Consider the following 16,447-nt stretch of genomic DNA (forward strand, 5'->3'; position numbering starts at 1 on the left):
CGGGTCAGCGGAGCGCCGGCGAGCCCACAGCGCGCCGACATTCCTCTATCAGCCAATCGCGGAACGCCGCCACGACATCGCGCCTGGCGCTGCGCTCCGGAATGGTCAGGCAATAGGGCTGGCGCAGCGCGATCGCCCTGGCGGCGGGTCGGACCAGCCTGCCGTCCTCCACCGCTTCGGCACAATAGACCCCTTGCGCCAGTGCCACGCCCAGCCCCGAAATGGCGAGGTCGAGGGCGGCGCGCGACGAGTTGGCCGACAGGCCCCGCTGCGCCGCCCGTCCGGGCTGGGCACCTTCAGCCTCGAACCAGTTGCGCCAGGACGGAAACGAGGCGCCGGTCGGTCCCCAGTCGGTGTGGATCAGCGGCAACCCGGCGAGTGCCTCCGCCTTGATCGCGCTGGCAAGCCCCGGTGCGCAGACCGGATAGACGGCGTCCCGGGTGATGTCCTCGGTCGGGTGCTCGCGATAGTGCAGACCGTAGGAGAGCCTGATGTCGATCAGTTCACGGTCGAACGGCACCGGGTCGTCGTCGCCGCGCAGCGAGATGTCGGCGGCACCGTGGCTGGCGACGAAGCCCGCCAGACGCTGGGAAAGCCAACCCATGGCCATCGAAGGCGGCACCGATACCACCAGGCGCGGGCGGAAGGCATCGCCGCCCAATTCGCGCGAGACACTGCCGATTTCCTGGAAGGCCATGGTCAACCGTGGCAGCATTTCCACGCCGGCCTCGGTGAGCACAACCTTGCGGTTGACCCGATGAAACAGCTTGCGCCCCATCTGTTCCTCGACGGTGCGGATAAGCTGGCTGACGGCGGCGGCCGAGACCGAAAGCTCTTCCGCTGCCGCGGCGAAGCTGCCCGTGCGCGCCGCGGCCTCGAAAGCCTGGAGTCCTTTGAGCGATGGAGATGTGACCATGATCGCCAGATAGATAAGGTGAGCTTATCCAAATCGCAGGAATCGTCGTTTTTGGAAAGCTTTTTCACCGCCTAGAGTGGGCCTTGTCAAATCGCCAGCCTGGATCGAAACCGATGGACCATCGCGACATCATCGCGTCACTTACCCCGGAAGAGCGCGGTCGTCTGACCGCCAAGTCCAACGCTGCGGGTCTCGTTCAGCTCGGCGCCCATTGGGGGGCGATTGTGATCATTGGATCGCTGATCGCCGCGAAAGTACCATTCTGGCCACTGCTGATGCTGCCGCAAGGCATACTGATCGTCTTCCTGTTCGCGCTGCTGCATGAGACGGTTCATCGCACGGCCTTCGACACGCAGTGGCTGAACGATCTCGTGGCGCGGGTGTGCAGCCTGGCGCTGGCGCTGCCGGCCGACTGGTTCCGCTATTTCCATTTCGCCCATCACCGCTTCACCCAGGACCCCGAAAACGATCCGGAGCTGGCCTTTCCCAAGCCGGAAACGCTAAGACAGTATCTCGTGCATGTTTCCGGCATCCCGCTGTGGTGGGGCCATCTCAAGACGCTCTACGCCAATGCGGTTGGCGGCAGCTAGGAAAGCTATGTGCCGCCGAAAGGCCGGCCCAAGGTGCGGGCCGAAGCGCGCGCCATGATTGCTTTCTACGCGGTCGTCCTTCTGCTTGCCGTCTATTTCCGGCTCTCCGTGCTTTTCTATGTCTGGATCATTCCCGCTCTACTGGGGCAGCCGTTTCTGCGCCTCTATCTGCTGGCCGAGCACGGCCGCTGTCCGTTCGTGGCCAACATGCTGGAGAATACGAGAACCACGCTGACCAACTGGCTGGTGCGCAAGCTCGCCTGGAACATGCCGTTCCATGCCGAGCATCACGCCTATCCCGGCGTGCCGTTTCACCAATTGCCGCAGTTTCACGCGCTGATCGAGCGGCATCTGAAGGTGGTCGAGCCGGGCTATGTCAGCTTCCACGAGAAATATATCGAAACGCTGAATTGACCGATGCCATCAGCCGGTCTGGCTGTGTAGCGCACGCGCCTTCAACAGACGCTGGATGTCCGCTGCCTTCGACGGCACGCCGATCAGATAGCCTTGCGCCTCTTCACAGCCATTGTCGCGCAGCATGTCGAGTTGTACCTCGGTCTCGACGCCCTCGGCGGTGACGACAATACCAAGCTCGTTGCCGAGGCCGATAATGGTGCGGACGATCGCCGCCGTGTCGCGATTGCCCATATCGCGGATGAAGGAGCGGTCGATCTTGATCTTGTCGACCGGGAAACGCCTGAGATAGCCGAGCGAGGAATAGCCGGTGCCGAAATCATCCAGCGCGATGCGGATGCCGAGATCGCGCAACTGCCGCAGCGTCTTCAGCACGGCCTTGCTCTCGTCCATCAGCACGGTTTCGGTGATTTCCAGCTCCAGCTGTCCGGCCGGCACCCCGGAAAAGGCCAGGGCCGAGATGACGCTGCGGGCAAACCCGCCGCTTTTGAGCTGCACGGCCGAGACGTTGACCGCGATGCGCAGGCCGGGAGGCCAGCTGGCCGCCGCTGCGCAGGCCTTCCTCAGCGCCCACTCGCCGAGCGGCACGATCAGTCCGGTCTCTTCGGCGACGGGAATGAACGCGTCTGGCGCGACCGTGCCGCGCGTCGGGGAATGCCAGCGCATCAAGGCCTCCGCGCCGATGATCTCGCCGGAGGCGATGTTCATGATGGGCTGGAAATCGAGATCGAACTCCTGGCGCGGCAGCGCCGCGTCGAGGTCGACCTCGAGCGCCCGCCGGGCCTGCACGATGGCATCCATCGCGGGCTCGAAGAAGCGATAGAGGTTTCTCCCTTCGCTCTTGGCCCGATAGAGCGCCGTATCGGCGTTTTTCAGCAGCGTATCGGCGTCCTTGCCATCTTCAGGGAAAACGGCGATGCCGAGGCTGATGCCGATATGCATATCCCGGCTCTTGTCGCGAAACGGTTTTGCGATGGCCTCGACGATGCGCTTCGCCAGTTTTTCAGCGTCGGCGATGCCCCTCGAGTTGAACTGCATGACGACGAACTCGTCGCCGCCGAAGCGGGCGACCACGTCTGTTTCATTGCGCAGGCAACGCTGCAGCCTCTCGGCGACGCTTTTCAGGAGCCAGTCGCCGGCGGGATGTCCCCAGGTGTCGTTGATCGCCTTGAAGCGGTCGAGATCGAGCGAGAAGATTGCCAACGGCGGTGCCGCCGCATCCTCCAACGCCACGTCGAGCCGTTCGCGGAACATCGAGCGATTGGGCAGTCCGGTCAGCGTGTCGTGATGCGCAAGATGGATCATGCGCTCTTCGGTGCGTCGACGTTCGGTGACGTCGTCGAAGGTCACCACCCAGCCGCCGCCACTCATCGGCTGGCGCGTGACCAGGATCGTCCTGCCGTCGGTTAGATAACGATAGGCCTCGTGCATTTTTGCCGCTTTCAGGCAGGCTTCGGTCTTGGCGACTTCGCTGTCGACGTCGATCTTCTGGTAGATGCCGAGCTCCAGCAGCTTTTCGAGCGCGTCGCGATGCGTCGTCCCAAGCGGAAAGTCCGCCGCGGTGGCGTTGTAGAGCTCTAGAAAGCGCCGGTTGCGTACGATCATCTTGCCGTCGGCGTCGTACATCAGCAGGCCTTGCGACATGTTGGCGAGTGCCGCGTCGAAACGGCGATGCTGCTCCTTGAGATCCTGCTCGGCGCGCCGCTGTTCGGTGATGTCCTCGTAGATCGAGACCCAACCGCCGAGGGCCAGCGGGCGGTGCGAGATGTTGATGATGCGACCGTCCGACAGCGTTTCTTCGTAGGTCGAGGGTTTCGCCTGGTCGATATAGGGTTTGCGGATGGCATAGAGCTCGTCGGCGCTTTGCGAGGCGATGCCGATGTCGACACTGTGCCGCAGGATGTCGATGAAGCGGATGCCCGGTCGTACCAGCTTGGCGTCGAGGCAGAAGATGTCGATGTAGTTGCCGTTGCAGATGATCATGCGTTCGTCGGCATCGAACATGCACAAACCGTGCGACATGTTCTCGACAGCGGCGGAAAAGCGCTCGTTCTGTTCGCGCAACTCGTCTTCCATGTGGCGAGAGCGCTCCACGCCTTCGGCTGCCCGCTCCGGGACGATCGAACCATCCTTGACATCCACGACGGGCATGAGGCGCGCCTGCGGTGCGTGATCGAACACCACACTGTTGCCGTTTCCGGTTAATTTAGCGTTCTCTACCCTACCGCCGATGTCGCAACTGGATGCCGCGACTTCTCAAGCGCCGAAAACCGCTTCAGGAAGGCATCCTGCGCCCAAGTCACCGAGCGTGGTGTGAAATCGAAGCGCTCGGCGGAGAAACCGCGCGGACGGCCGAAGAATTCGGTCGCTTCGGCGGTCGAGAAGCCCGCAAGCAGCGTTGCCTCGAAATAGGCGGCGATCTGGTCGGCGCGCTTGATGTCCCTGCGCACCGCCGCGGCCGGTTCGGGAGGCAGCGAGAAGCGCTGATGGATGGCGCGCTGCAGGCGCAATTCGCAGTCCTTGTAGCTGCCGCCCATCACCGACTTGAACGGCGAGATCATGTCACCGATGACATATTCAGGTGCGTCGTGCAGCAGCGCGGCGAGCCGGTCGGTGGCAGAAGCCTGAGGCACCAGATTATTGAACAGGGCTTCGACCAGCAGCGAGTGCTGGGCGACCGAAAACGCATGCTCGCCGCTGGTCTGGCCGTTCCAGCGGGCGACGCGGGCGAGCCCATGGGCAATGTCGGAAATCTCGATGTCGAGCGGCGAGGGGTCGAGCAGGTCGAGCCGGCGGCCGGACAGCATGCGCTGCCAGGCGCGTGGCGGCGCCCCGGTGCGGTCCGCCGCCATCAGGCTTCCTCCGCGCTGACGGTTTCCTGCGGAAAACTGAATTTGGCCCAAGTGGGAATGGCCATCGTCACCGGCACATCGCCAGCCAGGATCGGCTGGCCGGCGTCGAGCGCCGCCTTGACCCTGTCGATGCGGGCAATGGCAAGCCCGATGTCGCCGGCGCTCGAGCCGAGCGTGCCGACCGGCCGGCCCTTGACGGTGAGTTCGGTGCCGGAGGCGGGCAGGGCAAGCCCAGCTTGCACGATCAGCACACGTCGCCTGGCGGTGCCGCGATGCTGCATGCGCGAGACCACTTCCTGGCCGACATAGCAGCCTTTCTTGAAGCCGACGCCGCCGGTCTGGTCGAGCAGCACGTCATGCGGGAAGGCGTCGCCCAACGCATAATCGGCACCGCTCTCCGCGATGCCATGGGCGATGCGGAAGGCCTGCCATGCAGCGATGTCGCCGGCGTCCGCAATGCCGGCATAGGTGCGTGTGACGCTTTCCTTGGCAAAGCGCTTGTCGGCAAACGCGGTTGAATCATTTTCTGAGGCGATTGACTCCTTTCCCCACGCAACTGCGACAAGGGACTGTTCCGACTTGGCAATCTCGACCTTGGCGCGAAGCTTGTAGAGCATCAGCCGGCGAATGAAATCGTCTGAAATGTCGGCCCGGCATTCCAACCGGAAGGCGTTTTCGCCGGCACGCGAGATCAGGAAGTCGAACAGGATCTTGCCTTGCGGCGTCAACAGCGCGCCCGGCTTGGCTTCGCCGGCGCCGAGCGTATCGAGATCGGTGGTCAGGATGTTTTGCAGAAAGTGCTCGGCATCCGGGCCGGAGACGGAGATGAGCGCGCGGTCTTTCAGCAGGGCAAAGGGCATGGGGAGGATAAAAGCCTGATCTTGCAAAACGGTTGGCCATTACGTAAGCCGCTGACACTCCCCCCGCAAGAGAGCATGGCCATGACCTACGACCTCATCCTGACAGGCGGCACAGTGGTCAACCATGATGGCGAGGGGGCACGTGATATCGGCGTGAAGAATGGACGCATCGCCACAATAGGCGATCTCCGCCAGGCCTCGGCCGGCGAGACGATCGACTGTGGCGGCCTGCATATCCTGCCGGGCGTCATCGACAGCCAGGTGCATTTTCGCGAGCCTGGACTGGAGCACAAGGAAGATCTGGAAACCGGCTCGCGGGCGGCGGTGCTTGGCGGCGTCACCGCGGTGTTCGAGATGCCCAACACCAACCCGTTGACCACCAGCGAGGCAACGCTGGCCGACAAGGTGCGGCGTGGCAGCAGGCGCATGCATTGCGACTTCGCGTTCTGGGTCGGCGGTACCCGCGACAACGCCAGGGATGTCGGCGAGCTCGAGCGGCTGCCGGGCGCCGCGGGCATAAAGGTTTTCATGGGTTCGTCCACCGGCGACCTGCTGGTCGAGGATGACGAAGGCGTCGCCTCGATCCTGCGGAACACCCGCCGCCGTGCCGCCTTTCATTCGGAGGATGAGTTCCGCCTGCGCGAGCGCCTTGGCGAACGCATCGAGGGTGAGCCGTCATCGCATCCGGTCTGGCGCGACGAGATCGCCGCCTTGCGCTGCACCGAACGGCTGGTGCGCATCGCGCGCGACGTTCGTGCCCGCATCCATGTCCTGCACATCTCGACCGCCGAGGAGATCTCATTCCTCGAACGGCACAAGGACGTCGCGACCTGCGAAGCGACGCCGCACCATCTGACGCTGAGCGCCGACGACTATCTCAGGCTCGGCACGCTGATCCAGATGAACCCGCCGGTGCGTGCCTCCCGCCACCGCGACGGCGTCTGGCACGGCATCGCGCAAGGCATCGTCGACGTGCTCGGCTCCGATCACGCACCGCACACGCTGGCCGAAAAGGCAAAACCCTATCCGGCCTCGCCCTCGGGCATGACCGGTGTGCAGACGCTGGTGCCGATCATGCTCGACCACGTCAACGCAGGCCGGCTGACCTTGCAGCGCTTCGTCGATCTCTCCAGCCACGGCCCGCAGCGCATTTTCGGCATGGCCAGAAAAGGCCGCATAGCGGCCGGCTACGACGCCGACTTTACGGTTGTCGATATGAAGCGGCGCGAGACCATCACCAATGCGCAGGCCGGTTCGAAGGCGGGCTGGACGCCTTATGACGGCAAGGAAGTCACCGGCTGGCCGGTCGGCACCGTCATTCGCGGCCGCCGCGTCATGTGGGAAGGCGAAATCGTGACGCCCGGGCAGGGCACGGCGGTGGAGTTTTCCGAGGCCCTTGTCGTCTGAGCTTCCTTTCCCCTTTGATCAGGGGCAAGCCCTTAGTCTCCGGCGACGAAAAATGTCCACTGGCCCGCAGGCGTGATGCCGACGCGATAGAAAATATAGGCGCCGAACTGCTTCATGTCGTCGAAATCGCCGGCGGTGACGATCTTGAACAGTTCGACCCGCTGCTTGGCGTCGAGCTTGTCCAGCGGCAGCGCGAAGAAATACGGCCAGACATAGAGTTCCTGCGCTGTTCCGGCGTCGACATGGACATAGCCGGCGCTGAGCACTTCCTCCAGTATGGCCAGGATCTCCTGGCCGTCAGGGTCGCCGGACAGGCCCTTGAGGAAGGCGATGGCGTCGCCGTCGATGTCGGCCAGCGACAGCTGGGTCAAACTGTCGCCCTTGCCGATCAGAGGCCGCAGCTTTTCAATGTCGCCGCTCTTGCAGGCCTCGATGATCAGATCATGCATGCGCCGCACGGGCTCGGGCAGCTTGCTAAGGTCGTAGACGACCTCGGGCAAGGGTGCTTCGGGATCGACACGCGGCCTGTTGGTGCCGCCATCCGCTGGACTGTCGGGCTCCGCCGCGTCCGGAGCGGCCGGCTGCTGGCCGGTCGAAGGCGGCGTTCCCACCGGGTCGGGCATGGGAATCGCGCCGCCGGGCGACGAAACGTCGTCATCCGCTGACGGTGTGACAGGCGAGGGAAGTTCTTCGCGTTGGATCTCGCTCAGCGCATGGGCCGGGCTGCTTGCCAGGCACGTCACAAAGGCAATCGCGGCACAGCACGCGGCGAGACGGATGTAGAGGACCAAGCCCTTAGGCCGGCCTGACATCGGAAAATTCACTGCCCGTATCTCCTTGGCCCCGGGCATGATGCCCAAACGGCACTCGATCGTCAAAGAACCGGATGTCGGTTCAGTGCCGCAGCCGCTCGGGTTCGAAGGCGCCAGCAATCACCTTTTCACGCATGCGGTCGAGCAGGGCAAGGGCCGATGTCTCGCCGTTGGCGCGCAGCATTTCACCAAACGCGGTCTCAAGCGCCGCCTCGGCAATGATCTCGGGCTCGATGCCGGCCGAAAGGCCCTCGGCCCAGGCTTCGCTGTGGCTTTCCACCGCCGTCAGGCGCTTTTCTTCCCTGACCAGCGCGTCGATGTCGTTGACACCATGTTCCATAAGCGATGTCCACCCTTTCAAGCTGCGATCCCTCAGTGCGGATCAGGCTTGATCTGTTCCGTTTACACGCAGCCTTAAGTAAGTATCTGTAAATACGACATTTTTTTGATCGTCTTTTACAGCAGACGGCTGTGTTTGGCGAAGCTGCGTTTCAACCCGGATCAAACTTAGCCGATTAGGCCGGCCTGCGGGGTGAAAACCTTCAGTTTGAGTTAATTTCGCATTCTTGCGGTAACGTTTGATTAACGTTGTTGCAGAAGTGCAACATCAGGATTGCACCAAGACACAGATCGCTACAAGCCGGATTTGTCTGATAGGACCAGCGACAGCGCGGATATCTGTTGATGGCCGCCTAATTGCCGTAGCGCGAGGCGATGTCGCGCGACAGCGTCTCGCCTTCCTTCATGTAACGGCTGATGGCTTCCGTGGCTGAAGCCGTGCACTGCGTATAGGTGCCGCCGAAGGAACGATAGCCGCGATTGAAGCTGGCGATGAAGCGGGCGCGACGCTCCGGATCCGGATTTTCCGATTCGAGCAGTTTTTCCATTTGGCCACGCCACTGGTCGCCCTTCTCGCCGCACAGATTGCGCAGGAAATGCAGCGACCCCAGCACCTCCGCCAGCCGCATCAGTCCCGGCTCGAACGGTGACTCGGCGCTGAACGCCGGCCGCGCAGCCGCGGCCGTACTGACGGCAAGGTACAAAGCGACAAGGAAAGGAGCGCGGCTCATAAGTCTATGTGGCCAAACAATTTGTCGCCTGCAAGGCGTTTCCGGCGCGGCGGTTGGGGAATTCAGCGGCTTTCGGGGGAACCAGCTGGTCGGCCAAGCAGATCCTCCGCCACCGCGAACACCGAGCCGGCAAGCGGCAGCGCCGCCATCTCGCGGAGCGTGTAGAAGGCTGCTGTCTCGGCATCGTCGCTGGCCACGGCCTCGCCGCCGGCATAGGCGGCACCAAAGACCGTGAGGCGGTAATCGACAGGGTGGGAATCGTCCCTGCCGTCGATATGGATTTCCCGAAGCGGGCGAAAACCGGTGGCACGCAAGCCGGTCTCTTCCAGCAGCTCGCGCCTGACAGCATCCTCCAGCGTCTCGCCGGCCTCGACCTTGCCGCCAGGAAAGGCGTAGAGACCCTGTGAAGGTTGCCGTGCCCGCTTGACCAACAGCACGGTGTCGCCGCGCACCACGGCTACCGAGACCGCCGGCAGTATCTTTCGTGTATCGTTCATGGCTCCCACCGTTCGGCCGCCGCAGCCCGCTGTGGACGGCCGCCGCCGGACAGCTTTAGCGGTTGCAGTGCGGCTGTTCCATTGTCACTTTCCGGCGGCGCCATTCGAAGGCAGGAGCAATCGATCATGTGCGGACGTTTCGCCTTGACCGCCACACCGGATCAGACCGCTGCCTTTCTCGGCCTGGCGGAGCTGGAGGATTTCCCGGCCCGCTACAACATCGCGCCGACGCAACCGGTGCTGATGGCGACCGCCGCTGCGCCGCGGGCACCGGGTTCCAATTTGCCCGATCGGCAACCGATGCTAGTGCGCTGGGGGCTCATTCCCACCTGGGTCAAGGACACAAGGGAGTTTCCGCTGCTGTTCAACGCGCGCTCGGAAGGCGCAATCGAAAAGGCCTCCTTCAAGGCCGCCATGCGCCATCGCCGCACGCTGGTGCCGGCGTCAGGCTTCTACGAATGGCGGCAGAGCGGGGGCAAGAAGGGGCAACCCTACTGGATCCGGCCCAGGCAAGGCGGCCTGGTCGCCTTTGCCGGCCTGATGGAGACCTATGTCGAGCCCGGCGGTTCGGAAATGGACACCGGCGCCATCCTGACGGTCAACGCCAATGCCGCCATCGCCCACATCCACGATCGAATGCCTGTGGTCATCGATCCGGGGGATTTCGCCCGCTGGCTGGATTGCCGCACGTTGGAGCCGCGCGATGTCGCCGACCTGCTGCGGCCGGCGCAACCGGATTTCTTCGAAGCTATCCCCGTCTCCGACCTCGTCAACAAGGTCGCCAACACCGGCCCGGAGATTCAGCAGAGGGGCGAGGTCGGGCCGGAGCCCGAGAAGACCATACGCCGGAAGCCCGACGCGGACGACAGTCAGATGACGTTGTTCTAGCTGAAGTTTCTGTCTGGAGGCTTATACGCCTCATGCCCGGCGCCTTTGGCGCCGGCCGCACTCTGCTTCAGGCAGCGCGGGGCGATATGATCTTCGGCGCCGGCTTCTTTTTCTTCGCGGTGTGAAGAAGGGCGGCGACGATCGCGGCCGGGCCGATGGCGCGATAGTGGCTGGCCAGCGCCGGTTGCTTGGCGCGGGTGGCTTCCTGCTTGCTTCGAGGCATGTTTCTCTTCCCAGGTAACGTTTTCGTGTTCGCGTTTGACCGTCGAATCCGACCAAATCGTGACGTTTGGTGATCTAGCCGGCCAATGTTTCATGACTGTGCCGACATGTTTAATAAAATGTTTCACTGCCTGATTCCGCGTGATCGAGCGACGCGTTTGCCAATCTCTACGGCGTTTTTCTCGGAAGCAGCGACTTGACGGCAACACTGACCAAGGCGATAAAGCCGCCCATGAAAACGTCTTTCGCCATTTGTGGCATTTGCATTATTGGCTAGCCTCGCGCGGGTCCGGACGTTTTCGCCTCATCTTTCCCCAGAGTGGACAAACGCCCCGGCCAGCAGGCTGGAGTCTGATTTGCGCCTCGGCGCGGGACCGGCTCCATCCAGATAAAAAGTTCTGAACCGGGAAGGCATGGAATGTCCGACGCATCGCAGGGCCTGCGCCTCTACAACACGCTGACGCGCACGAAAGAGAATTTCGTTCCGATCGATGCGCTCAATGTGCGCATGTATGTCTGCGGCCCGACCGTCTACGACTTCGCCCATATCGGCAATGCCAGGCCGGTTATCGTCTTCGACGTGCTGTTTCGGCTGCTGCGCCATCTCTATGGGCAGGCGCATGTCACCTATGTGCGCAACATCACCGACGTCGACGACAAGATCAACGCGCGTGCGCTGCGCGATTTCGGTGGCGAGATATCGGCCGGAAAGCTGTCGCTCAACGAAGCGATCCGACGGGTGACCGAAAAGACCGCCGACCAGTTCCACAGGGATGTCGCCACACTCGGCTGCCTTGAGCCGACGGTCGAGCCGCGCGCTACCGAATTCGTCGAGCCCCGCGCCGACGGCAAGGCCGACATGATCACCTTGATTCAAAGCCTGATCCAACGCGGCCATGCCTATGTCGCGGGGGGCGACGTTCTGTTCGACACCGCGTCGATGCCGGACTACGGCCAATTGTCGAAGCGCAATCTCGACGAACAGCAGGCCGGCGCCCGCGTCGCCGTCGATGCGCACAAGAAGAACCCTGGCGATTTCGTGCTGTGGAAGCTGTCATCGCCGGAAGAGCCGGGCTGGCAGAGCCCGTGGGGCAGGGGCCGGCCGGGCTGGCACATCGAATGCTCGGCGATGTCGGCAGCCTATCTCGGCGAGGTGTTCGACATCCATGGCGGCGGCCTCGATCTCATCTTCCCGCATCATGAGAACGAGATCGCCCAGTCGCGTTGCGCCCACGGCACATCAGTCATGGCCAATGTCTGGATGCACAACGGCTTCCTGCAGGTCGAAGGGCAGAAGATGTCGAAGAGCCTCGGCAATTTCTACTCGATCCACGAACTTCTGGAGACCGAGACCTTCGGCGGCCGCAATTGGCCGGGCGAGGTGCTGCGACTGGCGATGCTGATGACGCACTACCGCGAGCCGATCGACTTTTCCGTGCGCAAGCTGGAGGAGGCGGAGAACACGCTGCGCAAGTGGAAACGCGCCGCCGATCTGGCGCCTGCGGCAGGGCGGTTGCCGGTGGAGGTCATCAATGCCTTGTCGGACGATCTCGCCACCTATGCTGCCTTCCAGGTCCTGACGCAGGTGGCTGGCGAGGCCGCGGAAGGCAACGAAGCCGCCGCCGCGCTGAAGGCGTCACTGCTGTTCCTCGGCTTCGATGTTGCCTCGGCAAAGGTCGACCAAGACAAGATCGCCAAGGCAATCGCCAATCGCCTCGCTCTCATCGCCGCCAAGAACTGGGCCGAAGCCGACCGCATCCGCGACGAGCTTTTGGCGCAAGGCGTACAGTTGAAGGACGGCAAGGATCCCGCCACAGGCGAGCGCATCACCACTTGGGAGGTAAAGAGATGATCGACCATCTCGGCATCGACGTTGCAGATTTCGACGCTTCGAAGGCTTTCTATGACAAGGCGATGGCGCCGCTTGGTGCTTCCCTGCTCTATATGGTGCCGCTGGAATACACCGGCGGCGAAAAGATCGGAGGCTATGGCCGTGATCGGCCGGTGTTCTGGTTGCAGGAAGGCAAGCAGGGGCAAAAGGCCCATCAGCATGTCGCTTTCACCGCGCGCAGCCGCGCCGAGGTCGATGCCTTCCATGCCGCGGCCCTTGCCGCCGGCGGCAAGGACAATGGCGCGCCGGGCCTGCGCCCGCACTATCATCCGAACTATTATGGCGCGTTCGTCTTCGATCCCGACGGCAACAATGTCGAGGCCGTCTGCCATGATCCGGAGTGAGCCATGAGCCTTGACAACCGGCCGGTCTACACAGGCGGCTGCCAATGCGGGGCGGTGCGCTTCCGCGTCGAAGGCGCGCTTGGCGATGCCTCGATCTGCCACTGCCGGATGTGCCAGAAGGCGAGCGGCAATTTCTACCTGCCGTTGGTCTCGGTGCGCGGCGCCAGGGTTGACTGGACACGCGGCGAGCCCAAGCGCTTCCGTTCCTCCAATGCCGCCCGGCGCGGCTTCTGCGCCGAATGCGGCACGCCGCTGACCTTCGAGGCGCCCGACGGCATGGCGCTGGCGATCGCCGCCTTCGACGATCCGGCTGGTATCGCACCGACCATCCAGTGGGGTACGGAGGCAAAACTGCCTTATGTCGACACCATTCCGCAACTGCCGGGCGAGGACACGATGGCGGACATGGGTTCGGCTCCCTATCTCGCCGAGCTTGTGTCCTACCAGCATCCCGACCACGACACCGACCAATGGCCGCCGGAGGAAAGACCATGATCGAAACTGTCCGAACCGGCGGTTGCCAGTGCGGCGCCGTGCGCTTCCGCATCAAGGGCGCGCTCGGGCGCTCGTCCATCTGCCATTGCCGCATGTGCCAGAAACAGTTCGGCTCGTTCTTCGGTGCGCTGGTGACTGCACCCAGGGACGGTGTCGAATGGACGCGTGAGGAACCAAGCTATTTCCAGTCTTCGGTCAACATCGATCGCGGTTTTTGCGCCCGCTGCGGCACACCGTTGACCTACCGCCAGCCCGGCGGGCTCGAGATCGCGATCGGCGCCTTGGACGATCGCTCGGATCTGGCGCCGCAAATTCAGGTCAACTATGCGGCGAGGCTGCCCTGGGTGGAAAAAATCTTCGAGGCGCCGGTCCATGACGATCCCGACTTTTATGCAAGGCAGGAGCAGATCATCTCCTTCCAGCACCCCGATCACGAAACGGCCAACTGGCCGCAACAGGGCCTGAAACTATGAGCTTGCGTACCCTCTACCCGGAGATCGAACCGTTCGACAGCGGCATGCTCGATGTCGGCGATGGCCATCAGGTCTACTGGGAGCGTTCCGGCACCAAGGGCGCCAAGCCGGCCGTGTTCCTGCATGGCGGGCCGGGCGGCACAATCTCGCCCAAACACCGGCGGCTGTTCGACCCAAAACTCTACGACGTCATCCTGTTCGATCAGCGCGGCTGCGGAAAATCGACGCCGAACGCCTCGCTGGAGGCCAACACGACCTGGCATCTCGTCGCCGACATCGAGCGCCTGCGCGAAATGGCCGGCTTCGACACATGGCTGGTGTTCGGCGGCTCCTGGGGCTCGACGCTGGCGCTCGCCTATGCCGAGACGCACCCCGATCGCGTCAGCGAGCTGGTTGTGCGCGGCATCTACACGCTGACCCGCGCCGAGCTCGAATGGTACTATCAGTTCGGCGTCTCCGAGATGTTTCCCGACAAGTGGGAGCGTTTCGTGGCGCCGATCCCCGAGGTCGAGCGCGGTGACATGATGGCCGCCTACCGCAAGCGGCTGGTCGGCTCGGACCGCAAGGCGCAGCTGGAAGCAGCCCGCGCGTGGAGCCTGTGGGAAGGCGAAACCATCACACTGCTGCCGGAACCGGAAACCAGCGGCAAGTTTGGCGAGGACGACTATGCCGTCGCCTTCGCTCGCATCGAGAACCATTATTTCGTCCATGCCGGCTGGCTCGACGAGGGGCAGCTTCTGCGCGATGCCTGGAAGCTCATGGATATCCCCGGTACCATCGTCCATGGCCGCTACGACATGCCGTGTCCGGCACGCTATGCCTGGGCGCTGCACAAGGCCTGGCCGAAAGCCGATTTCCATCTGATCGAGGGCGCCGGCCATGCTTATTCGGAGCCCGGCATCCTCGACCGGCTGATCCGTGCGACGGACAAATTTGCAGGCAAATGACCATGACCCGCGAACGCCTCTATCTCTTCGACACCACATTGCGCGATGGCCAGCAGACGCCGGGCATCGACTTTTCCGTCGAGGACAAGATCGCGATTGCAAAACTGCTCGACGATTTCGGCATGGACTATGTCGAGGGCGGCTATCCCGGCGCCAATCCGACCGACACGGCGTTCTTCCAGCAGAAACGCACGGCACGCGCCAAATTCGTCGCCTTCGGCATGACCAAGCGGGCAGGGGTCTCGGCCTCGAATGATCCCGGCCTTGCGGCGCTTGTGCAGTCGAAATCCGACGCCATCTGCTTCGTCGCCAAGAGCTGGGACTATCACGTCCGCGTCGCGCTCGGCTGCACCAATGAAGAGAATCTGGAGTCGATCAAGACTTCGGTCGAAACCGCTGTCACCTCGGGCAAGGAGGCGATGGTCGATTGCGAGCACTTTTTCGACGGCTTCAAGGCCAATCCGGACTATGCGCTGGCCTGCGCCAGGACGGCATATGACGCCGGCGCGCGCTGGGTGGTGTTGTGCGACACCAATGGCGGCACGCAGCCTTCGGAAGCGCGCACCATCGTCGCCAAGGTCATTGCATCAGGCATTCCCGGCGATCATCTTGGTATCCACGCCCATGACGACACGGGCCAGGCGGTTGCGAATTCCCTGGCCGCGGTCGAGGCCGGCGTGCGCCAGATCCAGGGCACGCTGAACGGCATAGGCGAGCGCTGCGGCAACGCCAACCTGATCACGATCGTGCCGACACTGGCGCTGAAGCCGGCATTCGCGGATCGCTTCGAGACCGGCATTTCGGCCGAGGCGCTGACCGGCATTTCGCGTCTGTCGCGCGCATTCGATGAATTGCTGAACCGAGCGCCGGAAGCGCAGGCGCCCTATGTCGGCGCCTCGGCTTTCGCCACCAAGGCCGGCATCCATGCCTCCGCACTGGCCAAGGAGCCGGCGACCTATGAGCATGTGCCGCCGGAATCCGTCGGCAACCGCCGTCGCGTCATGGTCTCGGACCAGGGCGGCAAGGCCAATTTCCTCGCCGAACTGAAGCGGCGCGGCATCGAGGTGCCCAGGGACGATCATCGGCTCGATGCGCTGATCGCGGTCGTCAAGGAGCGCGAGGCCGAGGGCTATGCCTATGAGGGCGCCGATGCGTCCTTCGAGCTGCTCGCCCGCAAGATGCTGCACGGCTTGCCGGAATTCTTCAACGTCACCTCGTTCCGCTGCATGGTCGAGCGCCGCTTCGACGCCAATGGCCAGCTGAAGACGGTGTCCGAAGCGATCGTGAAAGTGCTGGTCGACGGCGAGGAAAAAATGTCGGTGGCGGAAGGGCACGGACCGGTCAACGCGCTCGACATCGCGCTGCGCAAGGATCTCGGCAAATACCAGAGCGAGATCGTCGATCTCGAGCTCGCCGACTTCAAGGTGCGTATCCTCAATGGGGGCACCGAGGCCATCACCCGCGTCCTGATCGAATCGCATGACGGCACCGGCGCGCGCTGGTGGACGGTCGGGGTTTCCGAAAACATCATCGACGCCTCGTTCCAGGCGCTGATGGATTCGATCATCTACAAGCTGATGAAGAACCGTGATATGGCTGGGCTGGTCGCGGCGGAGTGAGGTAGATGGAGGAACTTAATCTCTATAAAGAGCTGTACTTATTTGAACTGGAGCGAAAGGACCGTTTGACCGGTTCAATTTCGACTCCGGTATCTTTAATAATTGCCGTCGTAGTTGCCTGGACGTATATACTGTCATTAATAACGGATC

Annotated in this window: 17 protein-coding genes and 1 pseudogene; 9 read left to right on the plus strand and 9 right to left on the minus strand. The window is 63.1% G+C overall.

All coding sequences use genetic code 11. The features are described from left to right. Positions 1-4: 4 nt before the first annotated feature. Positions 5-916 (minus strand): LysR substrate-binding domain-containing protein, encoded by a 912-nt coding sequence (locus tag CK226_RS07055; protein ID WP_095791414.1) that lies wholly within the window; start codon positions 914-916, stop codon positions 5-7. Between the two features lie 113 nt (positions 917-1,029). On the opposite strand from CK226_RS07055, the pseudogene CK226_RS07060 reads away from it, so the two are divergent. After that, positions 1,030-1,920: pseudogene (locus CK226_RS07060) on the plus strand (fatty acid desaturase family protein). Between the two features lie 9 nt (positions 1,921-1,929). Here CK226_RS07060 and CK226_RS07065 read toward each other — a convergent pair. The 3 genes from CK226_RS07065 to CK226_RS07075 form a co-directional block, all read right to left on the minus strand. Continuing rightward, complete coding sequence (locus tag CK226_RS07065; RefSeq protein ID WP_095791458.1) at positions 1,930-4,071, minus strand: EAL domain-containing protein; 2,142 nt, start codon at positions 4,069-4,071, stop codon at positions 1,930-1,932. Positions 4,072-4,136: 65 nt separating this feature from the next. Continuing rightward, the gene (locus tag CK226_RS07070) at positions 4,137-4,772 is read right to left on the minus strand and encodes an HD family hydrolase (protein WP_095770716.1); all 636 of its coding nucleotides are present in this window, start codon (positions 4,770-4,772) and stop codon (positions 4,137-4,139) included. After that, a complete protein-coding gene (locus CK226_RS07075) occupies positions 4,772-5,632 on the minus strand; it encodes a folate-binding protein YgfZ (protein ID WP_095791415.1) in 861 nt (286 codons plus the stop codon). Before CK226_RS07075 ends, CK226_RS07070 begins: the two co-directional genes overlap by 1 nt. A gap of 75 nt (positions 5,633-5,707) precedes the next feature. On the opposite strand from CK226_RS07075, the gene CK226_RS07080 reads away from it, so the two are divergent. Continuing rightward, positions 5,708-7,039 carry a dihydroorotase gene (locus CK226_RS07080; RefSeq protein ID WP_179300981.1) on the plus strand — a complete coding sequence of 444 codons (1,332 nt, stop codon included), beginning with the start codon at positions 5,708-5,710 and terminating at the stop codon, positions 7,037-7,039. Between the two features lie 32 nt (positions 7,040-7,071). Here the strand turns inward: CK226_RS07080 and CK226_RS07085 are convergent, their stop codons facing one another. The 4 genes from CK226_RS07085 to CK226_RS07100 form a co-directional block, all read right to left on the minus strand. Next, entirely contained in the window at positions 7,072-7,863 is a 792-nt protein-coding gene (locus CK226_RS07085) for a hypothetical protein (RefSeq protein WP_179300982.1), read from the minus strand. Between the two features lie 70 nt (positions 7,864-7,933). Next, positions 7,934-8,191: a hypothetical protein gene (locus CK226_RS07090; RefSeq protein WP_008874920.1), complete on the minus strand. Its 258-nt coding sequence runs from the start codon at positions 8,189-8,191 to the stop codon at positions 7,934-7,936. Between the two features lie 352 nt (positions 8,192-8,543). Then, positions 8,544-8,921, minus strand: coding sequence for a TIGR02301 family protein (locus tag CK226_RS07095; RefSeq protein ID WP_095791416.1), 378 nt, complete (start codon positions 8,919-8,921; stop codon positions 8,544-8,546). Between the two features lie 62 nt (positions 8,922-8,983). Continuing rightward, positions 8,984-9,418, minus strand: a complete 435-nt coding sequence (locus CK226_RS07100; protein WP_095791417.1) for an NUDIX hydrolase — start codon at positions 9,416-9,418, stop codon at positions 8,984-8,986. 126 nt (positions 9,419-9,544) lie between these two features. Here CK226_RS07100 and CK226_RS07105 point away from each other — a divergent pair, with 126 nt between their 5' ends. Next, a complete protein-coding gene (locus CK226_RS07105; RefSeq protein ID WP_095791418.1) occupies positions 9,545-10,306 on the plus strand; it encodes an SOS response-associated peptidase in 762 nt (253 codons plus the stop codon). Positions 10,307-10,373: 67 nt separating this feature from the next. Here CK226_RS07105 and CK226_RS07110 read toward each other — a convergent pair whose 3' ends face one another. Beyond that, entirely contained in the window at positions 10,374-10,529 is a 156-nt protein-coding gene (locus CK226_RS07110; RefSeq protein WP_095770711.1) for a hypothetical protein, read from the minus strand. Positions 10,530-10,946: 417 nt separating this feature from the next. Here CK226_RS07110 and cysS point away from each other — a divergent pair, with 417 nt between their 5' ends. From cysS to cimA, 6 genes are read left to right on the plus strand one after another with little or no spacing between them, the layout of a single operon-like run. Beyond that, a complete protein-coding gene (gene cysS / locus CK226_RS07115; protein WP_095791419.1) occupies positions 10,947-12,380 on the plus strand; it encodes a cysteine--tRNA ligase in 1,434 nt (477 codons plus the stop codon). After that, positions 12,377-12,763: a VOC family protein gene (locus CK226_RS07120; protein WP_095791420.1), complete on the plus strand. Its 387-nt coding sequence runs from the start codon at positions 12,377-12,379 to the stop codon at positions 12,761-12,763. Before cysS ends, CK226_RS07120 begins: the two co-directional genes overlap by 4 nt. A gap of 3 nt (positions 12,764-12,766) precedes the next feature. Further along, complete coding sequence (locus tag CK226_RS07125; protein ID WP_095770708.1) at positions 12,767-13,258, plus strand: GFA family protein; 492 nt, start codon at positions 12,767-12,769, stop codon at positions 13,256-13,258. Next, complete coding sequence (locus CK226_RS07130) at positions 13,255-13,731, plus strand: GFA family protein (RefSeq protein WP_095791461.1); 477 nt, start codon at positions 13,255-13,257, stop codon at positions 13,729-13,731. Before CK226_RS07125 ends, CK226_RS07130 begins: the two co-directional genes overlap by 4 nt. Further along, positions 13,728-14,678, plus strand: coding sequence for a prolyl aminopeptidase (gene pip, locus CK226_RS07135; RefSeq protein WP_095786482.1), 951 nt, complete (start codon positions 13,728-13,730; stop codon positions 14,676-14,678). The genes CK226_RS07130 and pip overlap by 4 nt, the downstream gene beginning before the upstream one ends. Beyond that, entirely contained in the window at positions 14,675-16,297 is a 1,623-nt protein-coding gene (gene cimA / locus CK226_RS07140; protein WP_179300983.1) for a citramalate synthase, read from the plus strand. The genes pip and cimA overlap by 4 nt, the downstream gene beginning before the upstream one ends. Positions 16,298-16,447: the final 150 nt, after the last annotated feature.

Origin of the sequence: Mesorhizobium sp. WSM4311 (assembly GCF_002295115.1) — a bacterium.
Lineage (GTDB): Bacteria > Pseudomonadota > Alphaproteobacteria > Rhizobiales > Rhizobiaceae > Mesorhizobium.